The organism is Primorskyibacter flagellatus (assembly GCF_014638275.1).
GTDB lineage: Bacteria > Pseudomonadota > Alphaproteobacteria > Rhodobacterales > Rhodobacteraceae > Pseudooceanicola > Pseudooceanicola flagellatus_A.
In genome coordinates, this window is the sequence record NZ_BMFJ01000001.1 from 550,553 (window position 1) to 572,517 (window position 21,965).

At 68.0% G+C, this 21,965-nt stretch carries 21 protein-coding genes; 13 read left to right on the forward strand and 8 right to left on the reverse strand.

Features of this window, described 5'->3' with window-relative positions:
* Nucleotides 1–19: 19 nt before the first annotated feature.
* Together IEV87_RS02740 and IEV87_RS02745 are read right to left on the reverse strand one after the other, a co-directional pair.
* Nucleotides 20–2,311, reverse strand: coding sequence for an NADP-dependent malic enzyme (locus IEV87_RS02740; RefSeq protein WP_188476095.1), 2,292 nt, complete (start codon nt 2,309–2,311; stop codon nt 20–22).
* A gap of 129 nt (nt 2,312–2,440) precedes the next feature.
* Entirely contained in the window at nt 2,441–3,145 is a 705-nt protein-coding gene (locus IEV87_RS02745) for a VPLPA-CTERM sorting domain-containing protein (protein ID WP_188476096.1), read from the reverse strand.
* A 231-nt stretch (nt 3,146–3,376) separates the two neighbouring features.
* Here IEV87_RS02745 and IEV87_RS02750 point away from each other — a divergent pair, with 231 nt between their 5' ends.
* From IEV87_RS02750 to IEV87_RS02790, 9 genes are all read left to right on the forward strand, one after another.
* A complete protein-coding gene (locus IEV87_RS02750; protein ID WP_188476097.1) occupies nt 3,377–3,769 on the forward strand; it encodes a cytidine deaminase in 393 nt (130 codons plus the stop codon).
* The gene (locus IEV87_RS02755) at nt 3,769–5,073 is read left to right on the forward strand and encodes a thymidine phosphorylase (RefSeq protein WP_188476098.1); all 1,305 of its coding nucleotides are present in this window, start codon (nt 3,769–3,771) and stop codon (nt 5,071–5,073) included. Before IEV87_RS02750 ends, IEV87_RS02755 begins: the two co-directional genes overlap by 1 nt.
* Nucleotides 5,073–6,263 (forward strand): phosphopentomutase, encoded by a 1,191-nt coding sequence (locus IEV87_RS02760; RefSeq protein WP_188476099.1) that lies wholly within the window; start codon nt 5,073–5,075, stop codon nt 6,261–6,263. Before IEV87_RS02755 ends, IEV87_RS02760 begins: the two co-directional genes overlap by 1 nt.
* A gap of 149 nt (nt 6,264–6,412) precedes the next feature.
* Entirely contained in the window at nt 6,413–7,405 is a 993-nt protein-coding gene (locus IEV87_RS02765; RefSeq protein WP_188476100.1) for an adenosine deaminase, read from the forward strand.
* The gene (upp, locus tag IEV87_RS02770) at nt 7,402–8,034 is read left to right on the forward strand and encodes a uracil phosphoribosyltransferase (RefSeq protein WP_188476101.1); all 633 of its coding nucleotides are present in this window, start codon (nt 7,402–7,404) and stop codon (nt 8,032–8,034) included. The genes IEV87_RS02765 and upp overlap by 4 nt, the downstream gene beginning before the upstream one ends.
* 88 nt (nt 8,035–8,122) lie before the next feature.
* Nucleotides 8,123–9,538: an SPOR domain-containing protein gene (locus tag IEV87_RS02775; RefSeq protein ID WP_188476102.1), complete on the forward strand. Its 1,416-nt coding sequence runs from the start codon at nt 8,123–8,125 to the stop codon at nt 9,536–9,538.
* Nucleotides 9,539–9,650: 112 nt separating this feature from the next.
* The gene (locus tag IEV87_RS02780; protein ID WP_188476103.1) at nt 9,651–10,988 is read left to right on the forward strand and encodes a DUF4123 domain-containing protein; all 1,338 of its coding nucleotides are present in this window, start codon (nt 9,651–9,653) and stop codon (nt 10,986–10,988) included.
* Nucleotides 10,985–12,310 (forward strand): hypothetical protein, encoded by a 1,326-nt coding sequence (locus tag IEV87_RS02785; protein WP_188476104.1) that lies wholly within the window; start codon nt 10,985–10,987, stop codon nt 12,308–12,310. The genes IEV87_RS02780 and IEV87_RS02785 overlap by 4 nt, the downstream gene beginning before the upstream one ends.
* A gap of 11 nt (nt 12,311–12,321) precedes the next feature.
* Nucleotides 12,322–12,849 carry a hypothetical protein gene (locus IEV87_RS02790; RefSeq protein ID WP_188476105.1) on the forward strand — a complete coding sequence of 176 codons (528 nt, stop codon included), beginning with the start codon at nt 12,322–12,324 and terminating at the stop codon, nt 12,847–12,849.
* A 15-nt stretch (nt 12,850–12,864) separates the two neighbouring features.
* Here the strand turns inward: IEV87_RS02790 and IEV87_RS02795 are convergent, their stop codons facing one another.
* The 5 genes from IEV87_RS02795 to IEV87_RS02815 all read right to left on the reverse strand — a co-directional run bounded on the left by IEV87_RS02795 (nt 12,865) and on the right by IEV87_RS02815 (nt 18,442).
* Nucleotides 12,865–13,932, reverse strand: a complete 1,068-nt coding sequence (locus IEV87_RS02795; RefSeq protein ID WP_188478328.1) for a bifunctional transcriptional activator/DNA repair enzyme AdaA — start codon at nt 13,930–13,932, stop codon at nt 12,865–12,867.
* Between the two features lie 225 nt (nt 13,933–14,157).
* Nucleotides 14,158–15,183, reverse strand: a complete 1,026-nt coding sequence (locus IEV87_RS02800; protein WP_188476106.1) for a hypothetical protein — start codon at nt 15,181–15,183, stop codon at nt 14,158–14,160.
* A 440-nt stretch (nt 15,184–15,623) separates the two neighbouring features.
* Entirely contained in the window at nt 15,624–17,252 is a 1,629-nt protein-coding gene (locus IEV87_RS02805; RefSeq protein WP_188476107.1) for an AMP-binding protein, read from the reverse strand.
* Nucleotides 17,253–17,320: 68 nt separating this feature from the next.
* Nucleotides 17,321–18,061 (reverse strand): sulfite exporter TauE/SafE family protein, encoded by a 741-nt coding sequence (locus tag IEV87_RS02810; RefSeq protein ID WP_188476108.1) that lies wholly within the window; start codon nt 18,059–18,061, stop codon nt 17,321–17,323.
* Between the two features lie 45 nt (nt 18,062–18,106).
* Entirely contained in the window at nt 18,107–18,442 is a 336-nt protein-coding gene (locus IEV87_RS02815; RefSeq protein ID WP_188476109.1) for a hypothetical protein, read from the reverse strand.
* A gap of 133 nt (nt 18,443–18,575) precedes the next feature.
* Here IEV87_RS02815 and IEV87_RS02820 point away from each other — a divergent pair, with 133 nt between their 5' ends.
* From IEV87_RS02820 to IEV87_RS02835, 4 genes are all read left to right on the forward strand, one after another.
* Nucleotides 18,576–19,235 (forward strand): sulfotransferase family 2 domain-containing protein, encoded by a 660-nt coding sequence (locus IEV87_RS02820; protein ID WP_188476110.1) that lies wholly within the window; start codon nt 18,576–18,578, stop codon nt 19,233–19,235.
* 161 nt (nt 19,236–19,396) lie between these two features.
* Nucleotides 19,397–20,047, forward strand: a complete 651-nt coding sequence (locus tag IEV87_RS02825; RefSeq protein ID WP_188476111.1) for a Hint domain-containing protein — start codon at nt 19,397–19,399, stop codon at nt 20,045–20,047.
* 235 nt (nt 20,048–20,282) lie between these two features.
* Entirely contained in the window at nt 20,283–21,302 is a 1,020-nt protein-coding gene (locus tag IEV87_RS02830) for a hypothetical protein (protein WP_188476112.1), read from the forward strand.
* A 43-nt stretch (nt 21,303–21,345) separates the two neighbouring features.
* Nucleotides 21,346–21,552, forward strand: coding sequence for a hypothetical protein (locus IEV87_RS02835; protein ID WP_188476113.1), 207 nt, complete (start codon nt 21,346–21,348; stop codon nt 21,550–21,552).
* On the opposite strand, the gene IEV87_RS02840 is transcribed toward IEV87_RS02835, so the two are convergent.
* Entirely contained in the window at nt 21,534–21,839 is a 306-nt protein-coding gene (locus IEV87_RS02840; RefSeq protein WP_188476114.1) for an SH3 domain-containing protein, read from the reverse strand. The genes IEV87_RS02835 and IEV87_RS02840 overlap by 19 nt on opposite strands.
* Nucleotides 21,840–21,965: the final 126 nt, after the last annotated feature.

Here is a 21,965-nt window from a genome sequence, read left to right on the forward strand (position 1 = left end):
CCCGGCCCCGTTTGCATCCCTACCCGTAGGCCGCCACCGGGGTCCCGGCAATCGCCGCCATGTTCAGCAGCCCGCGCGGGGTGATCGAGGGGGTGACGATGTGGGCGCGGTTGCCCATGCCCATGAGGATCGGACCGACCTCAAGCCCGCCGCCCTTCATCTTCAGGATGTTGCGTACGCCCGAGGCCGCGTCGGCATGGGCAAAGACCAGCACGTTCGCGGCGCCCTGCATCCGGTTTCCGGGGAAAACCCGTTCCCGCAGGGCCGGGTCGAGCGCGGTGTCTATGTTCATCTCGCCCTCGTAACAGAAGTCGCGCGGCGCAGAGTCGAGGATCGCCATCGCGTCGCGCAGTCGGTGCGCGGTTTCGGTGTCCTGGTTGCCGAACTGCGACCGGCCGCAGAGGGCGACATTGGGAAAGAGACCAAAGCGTTTCACATGCCGTGCCGCGCCGATCACGGCCTCGGCGATCTGTTCCGCCGTGGGGTCGGAATAGACATGGGTATCGGCCAGGAACAGCGGACCGTCTTCGAGGATCATCAGGGACAGGGCGCCGACCGCGTGCTGTTTCGCCGTGCCAAGGACCTGCGTCACGTAGTTCAGGTGCCAGCGGTATTCGCCGAAGGTGCCGCAGATCAGGCAGTCGGCCTCTTCCCGATGCACCATGACCGCCCCGATGGCCGTGGTGTTGGTGCGCATGATCGCGCGGGCAAGGTCTGGGGTGACTCCGCGCCGCGCCATGATCTCGTGATAGGTGCCCCAGTAGTCGCGGTACCGCGGGTCGTTTTCCGGGTTCACTATGGTGAAATCGGTGCCGGGGCGGATCTTCAGGCCGGCGCGTTCGCAGCGGCTTTCGATCACCTCGGGGCGGCCGATCAGGATGGGCTGTTCGGTGGTGTCCTCAAGGATCGCCTGCGCGGCCCGCAGGACACGCTCGTCCTCGCCTTCGGAGAAGACGAGACGGCGGGAGGCGGTGCGCGCGGCCTCGAACACCGGGCGCATCAGCAGGGCGGACTTGAAGACAGACGAGCGGAGTTTCTCGCGGTAGGCTTCCAGATCCTCGATCGGGCGGGTGGCGACGCCGGACTCCATCGCAGCCTTCGCCACGGCGGTGGAGACCGTGGCCGAGAGGCGCGGGTCGAAGGGTTTTGGGATCAGGTAGTCGGCACCGAAGGTCAGCTTTTCGCCCTGGTAGGCGGCGGCAGCTTCAGCGCTGGTCGTGGCGCGGGCGAGGGCGGCGATGCCCTCGATGCAGGCGAGTTCCATCTCGTCGTTGATCTCTGTCGCGCCGACGTCGAGCGCGCCGCGAAAGATGAACGGGAAGCAGAGCACGTTGTTGACCTGGTTGGGGAAATCCGACCGGCCGGTGGCGATGATGGCATCGGGTGCGACCTCGCGCGCATCGTCCGGCATGATCTCGGGCGTCGGATTGGCGAGGGCGAAGATGATCGGCCGGGCCGCCATGCGGGCGACCTGTTCGGGTTTCAGCACCCCGGGGCCCGACAGGCCGAGGAACAGGTCCGCGCCGTCGATCACCTGATCCAGCGTGCGCAGGTCAGTTCCTTGCGCGAAGGCGGCCTTCTGCGGGTTCATGTCGATCTCGCGCCCCTCGTGCACCAGCCCGTGCAGGTCGCAGAGCCAGACGTTCTCGCGCTTCACACCCAGCTTGAGCAGCATGTTGAGGCAGGCGATGCCCGCCGCCCCGCCGCCGGTGGAGACGACCTTGATGTCGCCCCAGTCCTTGCCCGCGACATACAGAGCATTGGTTGCCGCCGCGCCCACGACGATGGCCGTGCCGTGCTGGTCGTCGTGGAAGACGGGGATGTTCATGCGTTCGCGGCAGAGCTTTTCAACCACGAAACAGTCCGGCGCCTTGATGTCTTCAAGGTTGATCGCCCCGAAGGTGGGTTCCAGCGCGCAGACGATATCGGCCAGCTTTTCGGGATCGCTCTCGTTCACCTCGATATCGAAGCAGTCGATGCCGGCGAATTTCTTGAAGAGCACCGCCTTGCCCTCCATCACCGGCTTGGAGGCCAGAGCGCCGATATTTCCCAGACCCAGAACCGCGGTTCCGTTCGACACGACGGCCACCAGGTTGCCGCGGGTGGTGTAGCGGGCGGCGGCAGTGGGGTCCGCCTTGATCTCGAGACAGGCCTCGGCCACGCCGGGAGAATAGGCAAGCGACAGGTCGCGTCCGTTGGCCAGCGGCTTGGTGGCGCGGATTTCCAGCTTACCGGGGCGCGGGGTCTCGTGATAGGTCAGGGCCGCCTGACGCAGGATTTCCCTGGTGTTGGATCCGGTGTCCGATGTCATGGCGACTCCTCCTGGGGTGAATGGTTCAGCGTTAAACCAAATATCCGGGGTTGTGCAAATCCTGACGGTGGCCCGCACACAGAAGGCCCGCCTGCTGGGCGGGCCTTTGCGATGCGTTGCGCGGGCCGGTTATGAGCGGCGGCGGAAGGCGGCGAGGCCGCCGATGGCCGCCAGCACCAGCGTCAGGGAGGCGGGCAGCGGAACCGCCGGGGTCGACATGGTCGGGTTAGTGGCGCCGAAGGTCGTGCCGGTCAGCGCCTGGTCGAAACCGGCGGAGTCCAGTTCGGTGCCGGTCTCGTCGAAAATGCCGGTTCCGGCGACATTGTCGTTCACCGCGATCCACTTGCCGGTGACGGAGTCACGGAACATCCATTCGGGTTCGGTGCCGGTGAAGGCGAAGTCGGTGCCGCCAAGCAGACCCGCGATCCCGGTATCGGTGGCGGCATCGATGATGGAGATGGCGTCATAGACGAAGCCGAGCGAGGACTGGTCGAAGAAGAGTTCGTCGCCCAGATTGGCGGTCGCTGTGGAGTCGGTCAGGACAATCGTGAAGCTGGGGTTTTCGAGGTCTGCGATCGCAAAGGTCAGCAGACCGTTCGCGCCGAAGGTGCCGGTCAGCGCGGACTTGCGGTCGACGGTGGCGGAGTTGGCATTGTCCGCCTCGAGCGAGAAGAGGTAGCCGCTGAAGGCCGCGCCGGGCGTGCCGATCAGTTCGATCATCTGCGTGCTCGGGTCCGCGCCGTCCGGGTTCGGCTGGAATTCGTTGAGCAGGGTGGAGGCGCTGGCGGTTCCGGCGACAAGGACCAGAGCGGCAGCTGCAAACAGGGTTTTCATCAAGGTCTCTCCGGAACGGGCCGCGTCCTGCGGCAACTGAATGGGGTGTGCGACGGCCCCTCGGGACCCGCGATGAACGGGCGGACCATGGGCGGGGAATGTATCAGGGGCATTGCGCGGGCATGACCTTACGATGACGCAGTGCGATGACCCGTGGGCGGGTCGCCGCGTCGCCCCTTGCAAACCGGACCGCAGGGTCCAAGACTGCGACTCCCACTAATGGAGGTGACGATGGACCTGATGCAGGCCGCGCGGGATGTCTGGGGCAATGCCTATGCGCCCTATTCCAAGTTCAAGGTCGGGGCGGCGATCCGGACGACCTCGGGCCGGGTCTTTGTGGGTGTGAATGTGGAGAACGTCGCCTATCCCGAAGGCACCTGCGCCGAAGCCGGCGCCATCGCCGCCATGTGCGCGGCCGGAGAGACGGATATCGCCGAGGTTGCGGTCATCGCCGACAGCCCGTCCCCGGTGCCCTGCTGCGGCGGCTGCCGGCAGAAGCTGGTGGAATTCGGCGGACCGGAGGTCGTCGTGACCATGGGCACGCTGGACGGCCAGACCCTGTCGCTGACCCTGGCCCAGATCCTGCCAGGACGGTTCGACGCCGGGCATATGGAGAAGGTCTGATGGATGCGCGCTCCATCATCGCCCGGCTGCGCGACGGCGGCACCCCCCCGCGGGAGGAACTTCAATGGTTCGCCGCGGGGCTGGCCGACGGGCGCGTGTCGGATGCGCAGGCCGGGGCCTTTGCCATGGCGGCGCTGCTCAACGGGCTGTCGGACGAAGGCCGGGTCGCGCTGACGCTGGCGATGCGGGATTCGGGGCGGGTGCTGTCGTGGGACCTGCCGGGGCCGGTGCTGGACAAGCATTCGACCGGCGGGGTCGGGGATTGCGTGTCCCTGGTGCTCGCCCCCGCGCTGGCGGCCTGCGGGGCCTACGTGCCGATGATCTCGGGCCGGGGGCTGGGCCATACCGGCGGCACGCTCGACAAGATGGAGGCCGTACCGGGCCTCGTCACCGGGCTGGACGAGGCGCGGTTCCGCGACGTGGTCGGCCGGGCGGGCTGCGCCATCGTTTCAGCCACCGCCGACATCGCTCCGGCGGACAAGCGGCTTTATGCGATCCGCGACGTGACCTCGACTGTGGAAAGCCTTGATCTCATCACGGCGTCGATCCTGTCCAAGAAACTTGCGGCGGGGCTCGACGGGCTGGTGCTGGACGTCAAGATCGGATCGGGCGCCTTCATGAAGACCATGCACGAGGCCAAGACGCTGGCGGAGGCGCTGGTGACGACCGCCAACGAATCCGGCTGCCGCACGGCGGCGGTCATTTCCGACATGAACCAGCCGCTCGCCCCGGCGCTTGGCAATGCGCTGGAGGTGCAGGCCTCCTGCGACGTGCTGACGGGGCAGGCGGAGGGCGCGCTGCTGGAACTTTCGGCGATGCTGGGCGGCGTGGTGCTGGCGGGCGCGGGTCTGGCAGAGGATGTCGCGGCAGGGACGGGGCTGGTGCTGGACGCCATTGCCTCGGGCCGCGCGGCGGAGCAGTTCGGCAAGATGGTCGCGGCCATGGGCGGGCCGGTGCATTTCATCGACAACCCGGGGCGCTTCCTGCCCGAGGCGACGGTGATCCGCGAGATCCCCGCGCCCTACGATGGCTATGTCGCGGCGATGGACGGACATGCGCTTGGCCTTGTGGTGGTGGAGCTCGGCGGCGGCCGGAAGGTCGAGACGGACCAGATCGACCACGCGGTCGGGCTGTCGGACATGGTTCCGCTTGGTACCCGGCTGTCAAAGGGCCAGCCCGTGGGACGGGTCCATGCGGCCCGTATGGAAAGCGCCACGGCGGCGGTCCGGGCGGTGCAGGCGGCGATCACCATGTCCGAGCATGCGCCCGAGGTCCCACCGCTGCTGCGCGAGGGCATCGGCTGATGACGCGTGTCTTCCTCGCCGTGATGGATTCCGTCGGGATCGGCGGCGCGCCGGATGCGGCGCGGTTCTTCAACGGGACGGTGCCGGATACGGGGGCCAACACCGTCGCACATATCGCGCAGGCCTGCGCGGCGGGCCGGGCGGAGGAAGGGCGGTCGGGGCCCCTGCATCTGCCGAACCTCGACAGCCTTGGCCTTGGCGCGGCGGTGCGGCTGGCCTCGGGGGACGCGACGCCGGGTCTTACGGCGACGCCGGCCGGTACCTGGGGCGCGGCGGAAGAGGTCAGCCCGGGCAAGGACACGCCCTCGGGCCATTGGGAACTGGCGGGGGTGCCGGTGCCCTGGGACTGGACCTATTTCCCCGACACCCGCCCCGCCTTCCCGGAGGCGCTGACGGCAGAGGTCTGCCGGCTGGCGGGGACGGACGGCATCCTCGGCAACTGCCACGCCTCCGGCACCGCGATCATCAATGACCTCGGGGAGGAGCATATGCTGTCCGGCCGGCCGATCTGCTACACCTCTGCCGATTCGGTCTTCCAGATCGCCGCGCATGAAGAAACCTTCGGCCTGCAGCGGCTTCTGGACCTGTGCAGACAACTGGCCCCGACATTGCACGGTATGAAGGTGGGCCGGGTCATCGCGCGTCCATTCACCGGCAGCTCTCCGGCGGATTTCGCGCGGACCACCGACCGGAAAGATTTTGCCATCGCCCCGCCCGCGCCGACGCTGCTTGACCGGGCGCAGGGCGCGGGGCATCCGGTGCATGCGATCGGCAAGATCGGCGACATCTTTTCGATGAGCGGGATCGACGACGTGGTGAAGGGCACGGATGCGAAGCTGATGCACCACCTCTCCGACGCCGTCGACGGGGCGGCGGACGGATCGCTCACCTTTGCGAATTTCGTGGAGTTCGACAGTCTCTACGGCCACCGCCGCGATGTGTCGGGCTATGCCCGCGCGCTCGAATGGTTCGACGCGGGTATCGGGGCGATCCTGCCGAGGCTGCGGGCCGGGGACATGCTGATCCTCACGGCGGATCACGGAAACGACCCGACCTGGACCGGCACGGATCACACCCGAGAGCGGGTGCCTGTGCTGGTGGCAGGGCAGGGGGCGGGCGAGCTTGGCGTCATTCCGTTCACCGGCGTCGCGCAACTGGCGGCGGACCACCTCGGGCTGGCCTGGTCGTGACGGGCGCGGCGGATGTGCGGAAAAGGGAAAGGGGGCGCTGCCCCCGTCCTACGGACTCCCCCGGGATACTTCCGGCAAGCTGAAACCACTTTCATCTTGCTGAAAATATCCCCGCCGGAGGCCGCGTGACATCGACGGAGCGGAACGCAATGAGCATGAGAGACTTTCCGAAACTGGAACTGCACCTGCATCTGGAAGGCGCGGCGCCGCCCGCCTTCATTCGGGGGCTGGCGCGCGAGAAATCAGTCGATATCTCGGGGGTGTTCGGGGCGGACGGGGGGTATGCCTTCCGGGATTTCGGTCATTTCCTGCAGGTCTACGAGGCCGCGACCTCGGTTCTCACGACGCCGGAAGACTACGCGCGGCTCGTGACGGCGGTGCTGGAGGAGAGCGCGGCAAACGGGGTGATCTATTCCGAGGTTTTCCTGTCGCCGGACTTCTGCGGCGGGTCCGACGTGGCGGCCTGGCGGGAATACCTGCATGCGATGCAGGAGGCTGCCGCGCGGGCGGAGGCGCGGGACGGCATCGTCCTGCGCGGAGTCGTCACCTGCATTCGTCATTTCGGGCCGGAGCGGGCGCGGGCTCCGGCGCTATGCGCGGCGGAGACGGCGGGCGCATTTATCACAGGGTTCGGCATTGCGGGGGACGAAACGGCGGGGCGGCCGCGCGATTTTACCTGGAGCTTCGACCTGGCGCGGGAGGCCGGGCTGCGGCTGACGGCGCATGCGGGCGAATGGGGCGGTCCGGTGTCGGTGCGGGAGGCGATCGCGGATCTGGGCGTTGAGCGGATCGGGCACGGGGTCCGGGCGGCGGAGGACCCGCGGCTCGTCGACCAACTGGCCGAGACGGGTGTGGTTCTGGAGGTCTGTCCGGGTTCGAACGTCGCCCTGGGGCTCTATCCCTCCTGGCAGCGGCACCCGATCCAGACGCTTCGCGAACGGGGCGTCAGGGTCACGGTGTCAACGGACGATCCGCCGTTCTTCCGGACCTCCATGGTGCGGGAATACGAGGAACTCGCGCGCGCTTTCGGCTGGGAGGCGGGCGATTTCCTCGAAATCGCGCGCAACGCTCTGGACGCGGCCTTCTGCGACGCGGATACCAAGGGGCGACTCGCCGACAGACTGAAGGACCATCCGACATGAGCAAGCACCTCACGATCGTGGATCACCCGCTCGTCCAGCACAAGCTGACGCTGATGCGGGACAAGACGACCTCGACAAATTCGTTCCGGCAGCTGCTGCGCGAGATTTCCCTGCTGCTGGCCTATGAGGTGACGCGCGAACTGCCCCTGACCACGTCTAAGATCGAAACGCCGCTGGAGGAGATGGATGCGCCGCTGCTGGAAGGGAAGAAGCTGGCGCTGATCTCGATCCTGCGGGCCGGGAACGGGCTGCTCGACGGAATACTCGAACTGATCCCGGCGGCGCGGGTCGGGTTTGTCGGGCTCTACCGGGACGAGAAGACGCTGCAGCCGGTGCAGTATTACTTCAAGGTGCCGGACAACCTGGGCGACCGGATGGTGATCGCGGTGGATCCGATGCTGGCGACGGGCAACTCCTCGGCCGCCGCGGTCGATCTGCTGAAAAACGCGGGGGCGACGAATATCCGCTTCCTCTGCCTGCTGGCGGCGCCCGAGGGCGTGGCGCGGATGAAGGAAGCGCATCCCGACGTGCCGATCGTCACGGCGGCGCTGGACAGTCACCTGAACGAAAAGGGCTATATCGTTCCGGGACTAGGGGATGCGGGCGACCGGATGTTCGGTACCAAATAAGCCGTTTCCGGACACGGAAGCGGGCCGGGACGGCTTTACTCGCCGAAGTGTTTGTTGCAGGATCGCGGGACAACCGCCGGGGGGCATGATGAAGCAGGTCAAGCGCAGCGTTTCTTTGGTATTTCTGGCGAGCCTGTCGCTGAGCGGGCCCGCCATGGCGCTGGACAGGCCCGCGGAATATCCACCGGCGAGCTACACCGCCTCGCAATATGTCGACAGCAAGGGCTGCGTGTATGTCCGCGCCGGGTTCGACGGGAATATCAACTGGGTGCCGCGGATGGCACGCAACCGGACGCCGGTCTGCGGGTTCCAGCCGACGCAGGTTTCGGGCACGACGGGCGGGCCTGTGGTGGCCACGGCCCGGAATGTGACGGTCATCACTGCGGCGACCCCGGAAACCGGCGGGTCGGCTCCGGTCGCCTCAGCTCCGGTCCAGACGTCCGCGGCCCCGGTGGTGCGGGCGGCCCCCGCGCCAAGGCCCGCGCCTGTTGCGGCCCCGGTGGTGCAGGCACGGCGGGTGGCGCCGGCGGCGGCTCCGGTCGTGGTCCGGCCGCAGCCGGTGGTGAGCGGACCGGCCCGCCGACCCGCGCAGGTCGCGGCAGCCCCGGTTCGGATTGTCGCGGCCCCGGTGGTCGAAAACCGGCCGGTGATCGTCAACCCGGTGCGTGCGCCCCAGGCGGCAACGCGGGTGGCCGGCGGATGCGCGGGGCTTTCTCCGCAGGCGCAGCAGTACATGACCATGGGACGCGGGCAGGGCGACGTGCGCTGCGGACCGCAGGCCGAGTACACGCCCTATCTGAACGGGCAGCGGCCCGTCGCGGTACAGGCCGCGCCGCGCTATGCCGCCGCGCCCGGTTATGCCGCGCCGGTCCATGGCGCGCCCGGACTGCCGTCCTATGACGCGCGCACGCCGGTTTCGCCCGCGCCGCAGGTGTTCGCGGTGCCGAAGACCAATGTGGTCCGTCAGGCCCCGGCGCGCGTGACGACGCAGGCCTATGTGTCGCCGCAGGCCCGTGTGGTGCCGCGCCAGGTCTACGAGAACCGACTGAATCAGCAGGGAATTTCGGTGCCCAAGGGCTATCGCCCGGTGTGGGAAGATGACCGGCTGAACCCCTACCGTGCCGAGCAGACCCTCGCCGGAAAGCGCCAGATGGAGCAGGTGTGGACCCAGACCGTGCCGCGCCAGGCCGCTCCGGTTCAACTGGTGCCGCAGGGCTATGCGCCGGCGCCGGGTTATCAGGCGCGCGTGTCCTCCAGCAGCCCGGCTCCGCGGATCGCGGCTGCACGCACGGGGATGTACATTCAGGTCGGTTCCTACCGCACGCCGGACAATGCCCGCGCGACGGCGCAGCGGCTGGCGGCGGCGGGTCTGCCTGTGCAGATGCGCAGCAGCGGTACCTCCCAGATGGTGATGGCCGGGCCCTTCGCCAACGACCGCGACCTTGGCCGGGCGCTGAACGCGGCGCGGCGGGCGGGTTATGCGGATGCGTTCCCGCGGCGCTGACCGCAACCGCGATCGGGGCTAGGCGGAACGTGGCCGGATTTGTGCCGCGACGCCTGCCGGGAGTTCGTCATCATCGTTGACTTGGGGTAAGGATCGCCAGCATCCTCGCGCCATGAGTGTTCAGATCGTGACCCTTGACGATGTCAGCCCCCTGGTTCCGGGGCCGGCGGTGCCCGGAGCGCCGCCGCCGACGCTGCCCGGCATGCTGCAGCCGCCCGCGGGGCAGATTCTTTATGCCATCGTCGATGCGGGCCTGTTCGACTGGGTGATCTACGAAATCGGTGACAGCGGGCGGAGCGGCGTCTGCCTGTTCGACGTATCTCAGGATCGCGCGGTCGAGGAGCACGCGCCCTGGCTTGTCGACCTTGGCGCGCAGCCGGGGCTGGCGCGCAAGTTCATGACGCGGGGGGAGGAACCGTGGACAACCTGGGGGCGGCCCGGGATCCTGTACCTGCACTCTGCCGCAAGCCTCGGCGACCTGCGCGCGCATTTCCGGCGGATCGTGCAGATCCCGCGCGTGGATCAGGGTGGCCATGTCTTTTTGCGATTCTGGACGCAAGACATCCTGCACGACCTCTGCGCGGCGGTTAGTGATGACTGGACCGGGCCACTGCGTGTCTTCGGGGCCGAGGGCGCGCCGCTGGTGACCGCGTGTTTCCTGCCCGCCGGGGAGGGCGCGGCGCTGGTCCGGATCGACGCGCCCAAGGCGCTGCCCGGCGGACGGCTGGTCTATGATGAGCGGATGGAGACGGTGCTGCGCGACACCATGCGACGGCGCTTCGCGGCGGAGCTGAGTGCGCATTGCGAGGAGGTGTTCCCCGACCGGCTGAAGGCGATACCGGAGGAGGCGCGGACCGAGGTGTTCCTTCAGGTCATGGCGCAGGGGCGGCGGTACGGTCTGACGCAGCGCGGTCCGCTGGTGGTCTGGGCAGAGGCGAGCCTGCTGCTCGGCGCGCTGGCCATCGACGATCACGCCGTGCGGCCGCTGCTTGACCGGGGGCTGGGCCTGACCGGGGATCAGATGACGCGAGCGACGGCCCTGAACCGGGATCTGGTGGCCTATGCGGAGGCCTGTCTCGGCCCCGGCAACGCCTGTCTACGCGCCGCGCTCGGCCGGATCGAGGCGGCGGTGGCGGGGGATGGCGACATGGCAGCCATGCTGGCGCGCGTCTGGCCCGAGAAGGTCGCCTTCATTGGAGCGGAGGCGTTTCAGCTGTTCGTTGCGCAGGTGACCGGAGAGGCGCAGCGGTATCGGCCCGACCGGGTGAACGAACGGGTGTTCGCGCTGCTCTGCCTGTTTCTCGGGGCCGGGGTCGCGCGGGATCCGCTGCATGGCTGGCTGGCCACGGCTCTTGCCGCGCCGATGGACCGGGGGGCGGACAGCCAGCTTTGCCGCAGCGCGCGGGTCTGGATGGATGCGGCGGCGAAACGGCTGGAGGCACTGGCATGAGCTTTCTTCTGCCGGGCAGCGGGTCCTCGTCTTCGGGCGGGGGCGGCGGATCGGGTGGCTCCGGTTTCGGGGCGGGCGGTGCGTCGACGCCGCCGAATGCATCGGGCGGGCTGACCCCGCCGGCCAATGTCTCAAGCCCGGACACGGAGGCGGATTCGGTCCTTGCCAGCTGCGGTGCCTTCGCAGGGCAGATCATCGAGATTTCGGCCATCGCCAACGCCGTCAAGGTCACCATCGGCGGGGCAGAGGTCCGGCCGCCCTACTGGACGCCCGCGATGATCCCGGCCCATGCGGCGCTGCCCTCGGGCCAGTCGGACCATCCGGCAGCGGTGCCGACCAAGGCCGGATCAGACGTCGAGATGACGGTGAAGATCGAGGTGACGCGGGCGGACGGGCTGTCAGGGTCGTCCACCATCACCGGGCGGCTCGGCTCCGACACCTGGCAGGGGACCTGTCCGTCGTCGGTCGGCACGCATGACGTGACGGTGCGGCTGTCGGCGCGCACCACCCGGCTGGCGTCGCACCGCGGGGATATCGTGTGGGAGGCGGATGTGCCCGGCTGCGGCCGCCATCCGCTTGGACGGACGCGGGTAGAGATCTTCCGCATCGTGGAGGCGGTGAACCCCGTCTACCTGAACCGGGGCCGTCCGGTGGAGGGGCTGCGGTTCGTCTACGACGGGGCGGGGATCGAACGGGCGGATGCGGCGGCCTCGAACGCCTGGGCGGAGATCACGGGGCGGATCACCCGGCACCTGCACAGTGGTCATGGCATGACCTACGACATCCACCGGGGCGGCGTCGGGTTTCTGAGCGGCGGCAGCGGCGGCTTCGTCTTCGACATGACGAATTACATCGCCAAGACCGGGACAAATACCAGCGCGACGCCCGCGGTGCCGCACATGCTGAACTGTTACGATCAGGCCTCCGCGGTGCAGGTGTTCACCGGGATCGCGGGGATCGAGGGACACAAGCGTTATGTCGAACCCTTCGGCTACATTACCACGACCACGCTGGTCGGGGGCATCCGCACGAACAACCCGTTCCACGGCAGCAATGGCAGCGCGCCGGTCGTGCCAAAGCTGTCGCCGAACCGGACACCCTTCGGAAATCACGAGTTCTACATGAACAAGGCGGAGGCAAAGACTTTCGATGCCTGCGCGGGTCCCCATATGGGGACAGAGACCTATGACGCCTATCTCGCCGCCTCCGTCGACACTGACATGCAGTGGGTCAGCGGTGTGCGGGATGGCGCGGACTTGCAATACTGGAGGAGCCAGTGGCGATATGGCGACGACTATTTCAAAATCATCGACATCTCCTGACCGGGGCCGCAGTGCTGGCGCTGGCCGGATTCGTCGCCGTGCAGGCGGGGGGGCAGCAACTGATGCTTGAGGGGCCGGGAACGACGCCGAACGCGAAACTGGCGGCAGACCGCCTCGGCCTCGACCGTCTGGCGGCAGAGGATACGCCGAAGGTGCCGCTGAGCCTGAGTGAAGAGGCGGTGCTGAAGGCGCTGCCGAAATTCGCGGGCGTCAGGATCGCGACGGACAATGTGGGCGGATACGACCGTCTGGTGCTGCGGTTTGCCAATGCCGAGGAGGCAGAGGTCGCGAGCGCCATTGTCCGCCGCATCCCGCCGAAAGAGCAGGCGCAGGCGATCCGGATGGAATTCGCGCTGTTCTCCGCCCCTCTCGACGACATCCAGCGCCTGCCGGACGGTCAGCTCGACCTGCTTGGTGCGCTGGTGCGGTCGGGGGACTACGCGGTGGCGGTCAAGGGGTCCTTCGTCACGCTGGCGCGCGGACAGGATGCGCCGAGGGTGGCGTCTGTCCTGACGAAACTGCTGTTCGCCAAGCCCTGACGGGGAAGGCGCGGCTCAGGCGTAGTCGCGTTCCAGTTCGATCAGGCGCTGCTTGCGCCACAGCCCGCCGCCATATCCTGTGAGCGATCCGTCTGCGCCGATGACCCGGTGGCAGGGGATCATCACCGCGATCTGGTTGGCCCCGTTGGCACGGGCCACGGCGCGAGTGGCGTCGGGCCGCCCGATTGTTCGGGCGAGGTCGGAATAGCTGACCGTCCGCCCGGCAGGGATCGTGCGCAGGGCGTCCCAGACCTGTCGGGTAAAGGGCGTGCCGTGCAGGGTGAGCGGGGTGGTGAAACGCGCATCCTCTCCGGCGAGGTAGCGGGTCATCTCGGCCTCTGCCCGATCCATCGGGGCGGTCCGCCCAAGGCCGAGCCGCCCCTTCACTCCATCGCGCAGCCGGGCGAGTTCGCGGGGCAGGGCGGGGCGGTCGGCGAATTCCAGAAGATGCAGGCTTGTCTCATCCGCCACGGCGATCATCGGCCCGATCGGGGTGTCGATCCAGTCGGCGGACAGAAGGGCGGTGGCCGAGGCTTTCTGTAGTACCTCGGGCGCGATTCCGAGCAGGCGGGCAAAGGCGGCGCGGAAGCCCGAGCCGCTGTCGAACCCGGCCTCGAGCTGGGCGTCGATCACCCGCGCGCCCTGCTTCAGCTGGCCAAAGCCCGCCTGAAGCCGCCGCATCCGGGCGAGGTCGAGGAAGGTCATGCCCAGGGCCCGGCGAAAGGCCCGCCGGGCGGTCGAAGGGTCGATGCCGAGCGCGGCCACATCCGCCTCGCTCCACCGCCGCGCGGGGTCGGCTTCCAACGCGCGGGTCAGGCGCGCGACAAGCGGGTCGGCGCCTTCGGGCTCCAGCGGACGGCACCGCTTGCAGGCGCGGAACCCGGCCTCGACACAGGCCTGCACGCTGCCGAACCAGCGGCAGTTCTCGGCTTTCGGCTGGCGGGCGGGACAGCCGGGCCGGCAGAAGATGCCGGTGGAGGTGACGCCGACCCAGAGCCGCCCCGCCGTGCGCGCACGGGCCTCCGGAGTCCGGTCGAAGAAGGCGTCGTAACAGGTGGCCGGGTCGGGAAGGTCGAACATCATCATGACGACAGGTTAGGCGATTCCCCGGTGGCGCGCCGCCGGAAATCGGGCGCGACAGTTTTTTCGGGTCGTCGTGTCCGGGCATTATCCACGCGGCTCCATGTCGCGGGAACTTCGGATCAGGTCCGAGGATGACGGTCGGCTGGATGCGCAACGTAGCTCTCTGTGCCCCACGCGGGAGGGGGCTGGGGTGGGGGGCCTGCGCAGCCCTGCCGATCCCCGGCCTTACCCGTCGCAGATCGTCTGCAGCTGCAGCCATTCCGCGTCGCGCAGCAGGGGCGGCGGGACTTCCTTGGCGAAGGGGTCGGCCTCGATCAGGCCGAGCACGGTCTCCCCTGTCACGTCCAGCGCGTAGGCATAGGGAGAGGACCGGACCCCGGCGCTCGCGAACCGCGCCAGCAGGCGGTCGGTGGCCGGACGGGGATGGTCGCCGGTCAGCAGGAACTTGGCATAGGCGCGCAGCGAGGCGGACGGCAGGTTGCCGGTGGTCAGAAGCTGAAACGACCCGCGCGCGCCGGCGTATGTCAGCAGGCTGGCCAGCGGATCGGCCTCCGCGGCCCGCTGAAGTTCGGCGACGATAAAGCCCGCGGCCACGTCGGGTTCGTCGTAATCCTCGACCAGCGTGCGGTTCAGCAGCATGGTCCGGCCCGGCAGCAGCAGGGCGTTGCGGACCCCGTCGCGGACCACGAGCAGGCGCAGGCTGCGGTCGTCCGGGGCGATGCGGCGGCCCAGTCGGACAAGTGCATCCGACCCCTCGGACTGGTCGCAGGGCTGGCCGGAGACGCGGGTGATCTCGTCCAGCAGCGCCTCGCCGATGGCGGCACGCTTGGCCAGAGGCACGACGGCGACGGCGTGGCGGCGCAGGGCGTCGGGAAGCCAGAAGATGCCGCCGGCCAGGATCGCGGCGACAACGGCGACCAGAATGACCAGCCGCAGGCGGCCGGGGTGCGGGCGTCGGCGTTCGATGACGGTGCGCAGGCGGTCGAGGGCGCGGATCATCTCGGCTTCGGCGGCAGAGAGTTCCAGCGTCTCACCGGGATCGCCGTCGGGATGGAAGATCGCGGGATTCTGGCCGGGGTTGGCGCGCACCAGCGCGGGCAGCGACCAATGGGCCAGCACGCGGTCCTGATCGTCCGCCATGGTCAGCGTCGCTTCGCCGATGGAGACGGTTACCTCGCGGCGCTGGTCCTCCGGTCCCGCACGCCAGAGTCCCGTCGCCGAGAGCGTCTGGTATTCCTTGAACGACTTCATGATGGCGGGGCCTGCTCTGCCTCTTGCGCGGACCCTACCATGCCGGATGGGTCGGAGCAATTCCGCCGATCGGACCGACAGGAATGCAAATGCGGGATTTTCCGCTTGCAAGGGGGGTGGGGGCCTGCGGCGAGGCAGGCGCTTTAACCATTTGTTAACCATTTCCGCGATTACTGGTGATGCGCTGGCGCGTCAGGGTTTGAGGAGGCCCGGACGTTCCCGCATGTAGCGGGCCGGTCCGGTCAAGTCTCCAGGACGGGTCGTGTCCGGGTGCATGCGTCTTTCGCGTCCGGCAGTTGCGTGGACGATCGGTGCGGCCCCGAATGCCTCCGCCGGTTTCATTGCCATGTCGGCCAGTCACGGTCCGGATGTTTGCAGCACATCCGGGCCGTGATATTTTTCGGGAATTTACGTCCCGAGACTGGCAGACCCGTCTCGGCTCAGGCCTCTCGCGCAGCCTTGCGCAGTTCGAATTTCTGGATCTTCCCGGTGGACGTCTTGGGCAGTTCCCCAAAAACCACCGCCTTGGGGGTCTTGAACCCGGCGAGCCGTTCGCGGGCAAATGCGATCAGCGCCGCGGCGTCCCCGGTCCGGCCCGCCTTCAGTTCGACGAAGGCACAGGGCACCTCGCCCCACTTGTCGTCAGGCTTGGCGACGACGGCACAGAGCAGCACGTCGGGATGGGCCATCAGAACGCCCTCCACCTCGACGGAGGAGATGTTCTCTCCGCCCGAGATGATGATGTCCTTGGCCCGGTCGGCGATCTGGAGATAGCCGTCGGGGTGTTGCACGGCGATGTCGCCGGTGTGGAAGTATCCGCCCGCGAAGGCCTCTGCCGTGGCCTCGGGGTTCTTGTAATACCCCTTCATGACGCCGTTGCCGCGCATCATGATCTCTCCGGTTGCCTGACCGTCCATCGGGATCTGGGCCATCTCCGGGGTCATGGCGGTGATGTGTTCATAGGCCGGCATGGCGACACCCTGGCGGGCCTTGACGGCGGCGCGGTCGTCTCCCGTAAGGTCGCCCCAGAGGTCGTCGTCCCAAGTGCATTCGGTCGCTGGGCCGTAGACCTCCGTCAGGCCGTAGACCTGGGTGACGTTGAAGCCCATGGGTTCGATCTTGGCCAGCGTGGCGGGGGCGGGCGGGGCACCGGCGGTAAAGACCTCCACGGTCTGGGGGAAGTCGCGGCGCTGATCCTCGGGGGCGTTGACGAGCATGTTCAGCACGATCGGCGCGCCCCCGAAATGGGTTACGCCCTCATCAGCGAACGCGGAGAAGAGCGCGGGCGCCGTGATGTCGCGGCAGCAGACCACGGTGCCGCCGAGCAGCGGGATCATCCAGGTGTGGCACCAGCCGTTGCAGTGGAACAGCGGCACGATGGTCAGGTAACGGGGGTAAAGCTGCATCCGCCACGAGAGGATCTGCCCCATGGCGTTCTGATGCGCGCCGCGGTGATGGTAGACGACCCCCTTGGGCCGCCCCGTGGTGCCAGAGGTGTAGTTGAGCGCGATGCTCTCCCATTCATCCTCGGGCATGATCCAGGTGAACTCAGGGTCGCCCGAACTGAGCAGGTCTTCGTAGGTGCGCAGCTGTCCGGTCGCGGGGAAACCGGCCTGATCGTCCGGACATTCGATGACGAGGGGCGGGGTCGTCTCCATCCTCGCGATGGCGTCGGAGAGGGTGGGCAGGAACTGGGTGTCGCAAAGCACGACCTTCGCGCCGCCATGGGACAGGATATAGGCGACGGTGTCGGGTTCCAGCCGGGTGTTGATCGCGTTCAGGACGGCACCGCAGGCAGGCACGCCGAAATGGGCCTCGGCCTGCGGGGGCAGGTTGGGGAGGATCGTGGCGACCACATCACCGGGCGCGACGCCGAGGCCCGAGAGCGCGGAGGCGAGGCGGGAGACGCGGGCGTGATATTCGGCATAGGTCTTGCGGAAGGTGCCGTAGACCAGCGCCTCCCGCCCCGGCCAGATGCGGGCGGCACGGCGCAGGTTGCTCAGCGGGGTCAGCGGGACGTAGTTCGCCGCGCATTTCTCAAGCCCCGTCTCGTCCGCTATCCAGCCCATGCTCGTCCCTCCCGTGAGTGTGGTGAGGGAAGAAATAGCGCGGATCGGCGGGGCATGGAAATGCCCCTTTACGCGATCAGCCCGGCTGTGCCCTTCGCTAGCAGGATGACGGAGAGGAGGAAGAGCATGATCTCGATCACCCGCACGTAGACCGCCTGCGGCAGGATCCCGGTCAGCCAGCGCCCCAGCCCTGTGCCCGCGATCCCGGCGGGGATCAGCCAGAGGATCGCCGACCAGTCCAGCCCGTCGAACTGGCCCGCCAGCGCATAGCCCGGAAGCTTGGACAGGTTCACCACCGCGAAGGTGATGGCGATGGTGCCCGCGTAGTCGAGCTTGGGCAGTTTCTGCGGCAGGACATAGGCCTGCGTCGGCGGACCGGCGGAATGGGTGATGTAGCTGGTTATGCCCGCGAGCGTCCCCCAGAACACGCCGGGCAGGACATGGGCCGGGCGCGGTTCGGCCGGGCTGCGGCGGAGCCAGGATTTCAGGCAGTACCAGAAGCCGATCAGCCCGGTGAAGACCAACAGCAGGTCCTCTGGCGCAACAGTGACGATCAGGCTGGCAACAGCGACGCCCCCAAGCATCGAGGGGATCAGGATTGTCAGGTTCCGGCGCGAGAAGTGGCGGCGGTAGAGCGCGACGCTGACCCAGTCGGTGACGATATAGACCGGCAGCAGAGTGGCGGCGGCAACCACCGGGTTCATCACCAGCGCCACCATCGGCACGGCAAGCGACCCGACCGTCGCCAGCCCGCCCTTCGCGGTGCCGACCATGAGGGCGGCAAAGAGGAGGAGATAGAAGGGGTCCATGTCAGGTCTGACCGGCCCGGCGGCGCAGGTGACGGTCGGCCCGGATCACGGGCGGCGCAGCAAAAGGACGACACCGGCGGGATCGGAGGTCCAGTGGCCCTTGACCCCGTCGAGCGGTTCCAGTTCGTCCCGCCGGGGGCTGGCAAGGCTGTCGAGCGCCCGGTCGGGATCGTCGGCGAAGAGTTCGAGCCAGACGTCGACCTGGCTCTGCCGCTCCACCCGGTCGATCCAGAGCGTCATCGCCCCGAATTCGAAGCCGATGCTGGCCTCGAGTTCCCGCGTCACCTTCAGACCGACGTTGTCCCGGTAGAACGCCACCGTCTCCGCCCATTTGTGCAGCGGCACCTTGATGGCGATGTTCCTGCCCGGACCGATTTCCATGCCTGCCCTCCTGCGGTGCAGCGGCAGGGTGAGACCTGGGCGCGCAAAGGTCAACCGATCGCGCGGGTGTGCCGGGCGCGCGCGGGTGCATCGGTCCTTGCAAGGCCTGGCCGCAGGGGCCTAACTCCTTCGCATGATCCTGTCGCGCGGCCGCCGTTACCTTTTCATCCATATTCCCAAGACCGGGGGCACTTCGCTCGCCCTGGCGCTGGAGGCGCGGGCGATGAAGGACGATATCATGCTGGGCGACACGCCCAAGGCGCGGAACCGGCGCGGACGGCTGAAGGGGGTGGAGACGCGCGGGCGGCTCTGGAAACACTCGACCCTGGCCGATCTGGACGGGCTGGTCAGCGGGGCGGAGCTGGACGACCTGCTGATCTTTACCCTGGTGCGCAATCCCTGGGCGCGGCTGGTCAGCTATTACCACTGGCTGCGCCTTCAGGACTTCGATCATCCGGCGGTGCGGGTCGCGAAGGGGGCGGATTTCAGCGGGTTCCTCAATACCCCGATGATCCGCGAAAGTTTCCGGCAGAGCCCGGCGCGCCACTACGTCACCGATGCGACGGGCCGCGAGCGTCCGGCGCTGTTCCTGCGGCTGGAACGGTTCGCAAGCGACGCGGCACCGCTGTTCGACCATCTCGGTTTCGATCTGACCCTGCCCGAGGAGAACGTGACCGGCAAGGGCCGGGATTATCGGCAGTTTTATAGCGAATCCGATTCGAATCTGGTGGCGGATTGCTGCGCGGAAGACGTGAAACGCTTCGGATACGGGTTCGATACCTGTGTACTGTAGCCCCCGTAGCGCCAATCGGCTGCTGTCGGCATCTACAGTGTCTTGATCGGGGCCAGAGTCCAGAAACGGCCCCATTTCCATCCAGATCCGGCCCGGAACCGGGTGCCTACTGATCCTGTCAGCAAAACCGGCAGTACGCCGGGGAAGACGGGAGAACGACCATGACGAACGCATTCACCAAAGGCGCCACGCTCGCCCGCCGCATGACCGAGATGACGGGTGCCTACGACGGTGCTGCGCTCGGGGCCTGCTCCGGTCTGGTCGAGGGCACCAAGATTGCCACCGCCATGGGCTTTCAGCGGATCGAGACGATCGAACCCGGTGCCCGCGTCGTCACCTTCGACAACGGTCTGCAGGAAGTGCGCGCCGTGCGCCGCGAACCGCTCTTCGCGTCCGACATCTGCCCCCGTTCGCTGACCCCGCTCTTCGTGCCCGCCGGTGCCATCGGCAATGCGCAGGACATGGTGCTTCTCCCGCATCAGGCCGTGCTGATCGAAAGCGACGCCGCCGAGGCGGAGCTGGGAGATCCCTTCGTTCTGATGCAGGCCAAGGATCTGGACGGCGTCTGCGGGATCGAACACGTGATGCCGGATGCGCCCGCCATGGTCATCACCCTGGAATTCGACAATGACGAGGTTGTCTTCGCCGCCTCGGGCGCGATGTGCATCTGCCCGTCCCGCACCGATCTGGCCGGCATGCTGACCCGCCAGCCGGGTGGCCGTGAATACAAGACGATCAAGTCCTACTCGGACGCCGGCCTTGTCGCCGCGGTCCGCGCGGAACTGGACGAAGGGCTGGCGAAAGCCGCCTGAGCCCTTCGGACCCGACCCCGTCCCTCGCACCTTAGTCCCGTGCGAAACCTGTTCCTGTCTGCTCCAGGGATAGCAAACTGGCCACGGCGCAAGCCGTGGCCGTTTTTCGTTATGCGCGAGCGTGCTTGCCGGAACCTCCGGGCGGGACTAAGCAATTGCAACGGGCCCGCCAGCTGCTGTGACAGCGGGGCATTCCGGCGGCCCGGTACATTTGCGGCAGCGGCGGAGCGGGGACATGGTTTCGTTCGACAGGCATTATCAGGACGGCCTCCGGGGCAAGTCCTATTCTGGCGATACGCCCTTTCAGCGGGAACAGTTCCGGCAAGGCCGGCTTCAGCGTTTTGACCTGAGCGGCAGGCCGCAGGGGCACTCCGGCGGGGGCGATCCGCTTGGTGGTGCTGCGGCGGGGGTCCTACTGTTCCTGCCGCTGATCCTGTTCGCGCTGGCGATCCTGCCGGTCGCCGGAATCGTGGCGTTTGTCGCGTCTGCCCTCATGTCGGAACGATTGAAGCGGCAGGGCAGACCAATCGCCCTTCGGGTGCTGTTCTTCCCGATGGCGGCGGCCGCCTTCTGGGTCAGCTTCGTATTCCTCGGAACATGTTTCCTGATGCTCGGCACGGGCGGCGCGGGGGCGGTGATCGCGGGTCTGATCCTTGCGGCGAGTGTCGGAGCCGGGATCGCGGCGGTGGTCTATGCGCGGATGACCGGCGCGGGTTTCGCTGTGGCGATGGTCGAGGTGCAGACCTATGTCGTCGCACCCTCGGCGGCGCTGCTGGTCGTATTCCTGATCGGATACGCCATCGGGGTGCCGCTGCCGGACCGGACACTGCTGGAATGGATGCTCTGGACCGGGATGGGCGGGGCGGTGATCGCGGTGCAGGCGGCGCTGGTCTATGCGCTGGTCCTGCGGGTGACGACGGGGCGGGCGTTCCTGGCGACCGGCGTAACCTCGGGGCTCGCGGTGTTCCTCGGCCTGTTCGCAACGGCCTGCGTGTTCTACTTCCTCCAGTTCGGGGGTGCCTTCATCGACCGGATCGGCGGGCGTACCGGGTCAGAGCTGGACCCGTCCCTCAACGGCATCTGGGGCGGTCTGCCGGGCTTCGTCCTGCTGCTGGTGCCGGGCGTGCTGACCTGCCGCGCCGTGCTGGGCATGGTGGAACCGAAGCTGAGCGGGGCGGGCCGCTGGATTTCCGCGCTGCTGCTGACGGCCCCGTGCATTTTCGTCTTCCTCAACGGGGCGCGGGCATTGTACTGACACCTCTTGCGCCGATGTCCGGCGCAAAGCCGAGGACGGGACGATGCGGGCGAGACGACGACAGGATGCGGCGCGGATGAAGGCGCGGGCGGCGCGGCTGCTGGCGCTGTGGCACGGGGAGGGGGCGGCGACGCCCCGTCAGGTCGGCCGCATGGCCTCGACCCACGGGCGGCCCTGTTCCTGCTGGCTTTGCCGGTCGCACAAGGATGTGCCGCCAAGATCGGAGCGGGGTCAGCTCCCGCTGCCCTGAACCTCGCGGATGTAGGCCCCGGAGACATAGCCCTTCAGCCCCCGTGCCCGGTCCAGCGCCACGGCGCACCAGACGGTCGGCCCGGTTCGTTCGCAGGCGGAGACGCGGACAACCGTGCCGTTCGGCAGGCCGACGATCACCTTGAACCCGGTCCCGGCCCCGGCGCGCATCTTGAGGAGGTCATCCTCTTCGACGCCGTAGACTTCGTAGGTGCCGCGGGACTGGGCATGGGCGGGAAGGGGGAGGAGCGCTCCGGCCAGAAGGGCGAAGGCGATGTGTCGGATCATGGGCGGCCTGCTCGGTTCGGGATTTGCACCAGTGTAGAGGCCGGGCGGGTGTCGCGAAAGGGGCGCGGGAAGGGCGGCGGGAAATGGCCGCGGTCATCCGGCTGTGCCGTCCGGGCGTCGGGCGGT

Bases quoted from the DNA above. Each gene is read 5' to 3' on its own strand.
- IEV87_RS02800 (WP_188476106.1), bottom strand. From the start codon at position 15,183: ATGAAGTCGTTCAAGGAATACCAGACGCTCTCGGCGACGGGACTCTGG.
- IEV87_RS02825 (WP_188476111.1), top strand. From the start codon at position 19,397: ATGACGAACGCATTCACCAAAGGCGCCACGCTCGCCCGCCGCATGACC.
- upp (WP_188476101.1), top strand. From the start codon at position 7,402: ATGAGCAAGCACCTCACGATCGTGGATCACCCGCTCGTCCAGCACAAG.
- IEV87_RS02745 (WP_188476096.1), bottom strand. From the start codon at position 3,145: ATGAAAACCCTGTTTGCAGCTGCCGCTCTGGTCCTTGTCGCCGGAACC.
- IEV87_RS02795 (WP_188478328.1), bottom strand. From the start codon at position 13,932: ATGATGTTCGACCTTCCCGACCCGGCCACCTGTTACGACGCCTTCTTC.
- IEV87_RS02820 (WP_188476110.1), top strand. From the start codon at position 18,576: ATGATCCTGTCGCGCGGCCGCCGTTACCTTTTCATCCATATTCCCAAG.
- IEV87_RS02815 (WP_188476109.1), bottom strand. From the start codon at position 18,442: ATGGAAATCGGTCCGGGCAGGAACATCGCCATCAAGGTGCCGCTGCAC.
- IEV87_RS02805 (WP_188476107.1), bottom strand. From the start codon at position 17,252: ATGGGCTGGATAGCGGACGAGACGGGGCTTGAGAAATGCGCGGCGAAC.
- IEV87_RS02835 (WP_188476113.1), top strand. From the start codon at position 21,346: ATGCGGGCGAGACGACGACAGGATGCGGCGCGGATGAAGGCGCGGGCG.
- IEV87_RS02750 (WP_188476097.1), top strand. From the start codon at position 3,377: ATGGACCTGATGCAGGCCGCGCGGGATGTCTGGGGCAATGCCTATGCG.
- IEV87_RS02740 (WP_188476095.1), bottom strand. From the start codon at position 2,311: ATGACATCGGACACCGGATCCAACACCAGGGAAATCCTGCGTCAGGCG.
- IEV87_RS02830 (WP_188476112.1), top strand. From the start codon at position 20,283: ATGGTTTCGTTCGACAGGCATTATCAGGACGGCCTCCGGGGCAAGTCC.
- IEV87_RS02775 (WP_188476102.1), top strand. From the start codon at position 8,123: ATGAAGCAGGTCAAGCGCAGCGTTTCTTTGGTATTTCTGGCGAGCCTG.
- IEV87_RS02760 (WP_188476099.1), top strand. From the start codon at position 5,073: ATGACGCGTGTCTTCCTCGCCGTGATGGATTCCGTCGGGATCGGCGGC.
- IEV87_RS02810 (WP_188476108.1), bottom strand. From the start codon at position 18,061: ATGGACCCCTTCTATCTCCTCCTCTTTGCCGCCCTCATGGTCGGCACC.
- IEV87_RS02785 (WP_188476104.1), top strand. From the start codon at position 10,985: ATGAGCTTTCTTCTGCCGGGCAGCGGGTCCTCGTCTTCGGGCGGGGGC.
- IEV87_RS02780 (WP_188476103.1), top strand. From the start codon at position 9,651: ATGAGTGTTCAGATCGTGACCCTTGACGATGTCAGCCCCCTGGTTCCG.
- IEV87_RS02840 (WP_188476114.1), bottom strand. From the start codon at position 21,839: ATGATCCGACACATCGCCTTCGCCCTTCTGGCCGGAGCGCTCCTCCCC.
- IEV87_RS02755 (WP_188476098.1), top strand. From the start codon at position 3,769: ATGGATGCGCGCTCCATCATCGCCCGGCTGCGCGACGGCGGCACCCCC.
- IEV87_RS02765 (WP_188476100.1), top strand. From the start codon at position 6,413: ATGAGCATGAGAGACTTTCCGAAACTGGAACTGCACCTGCATCTGGAA.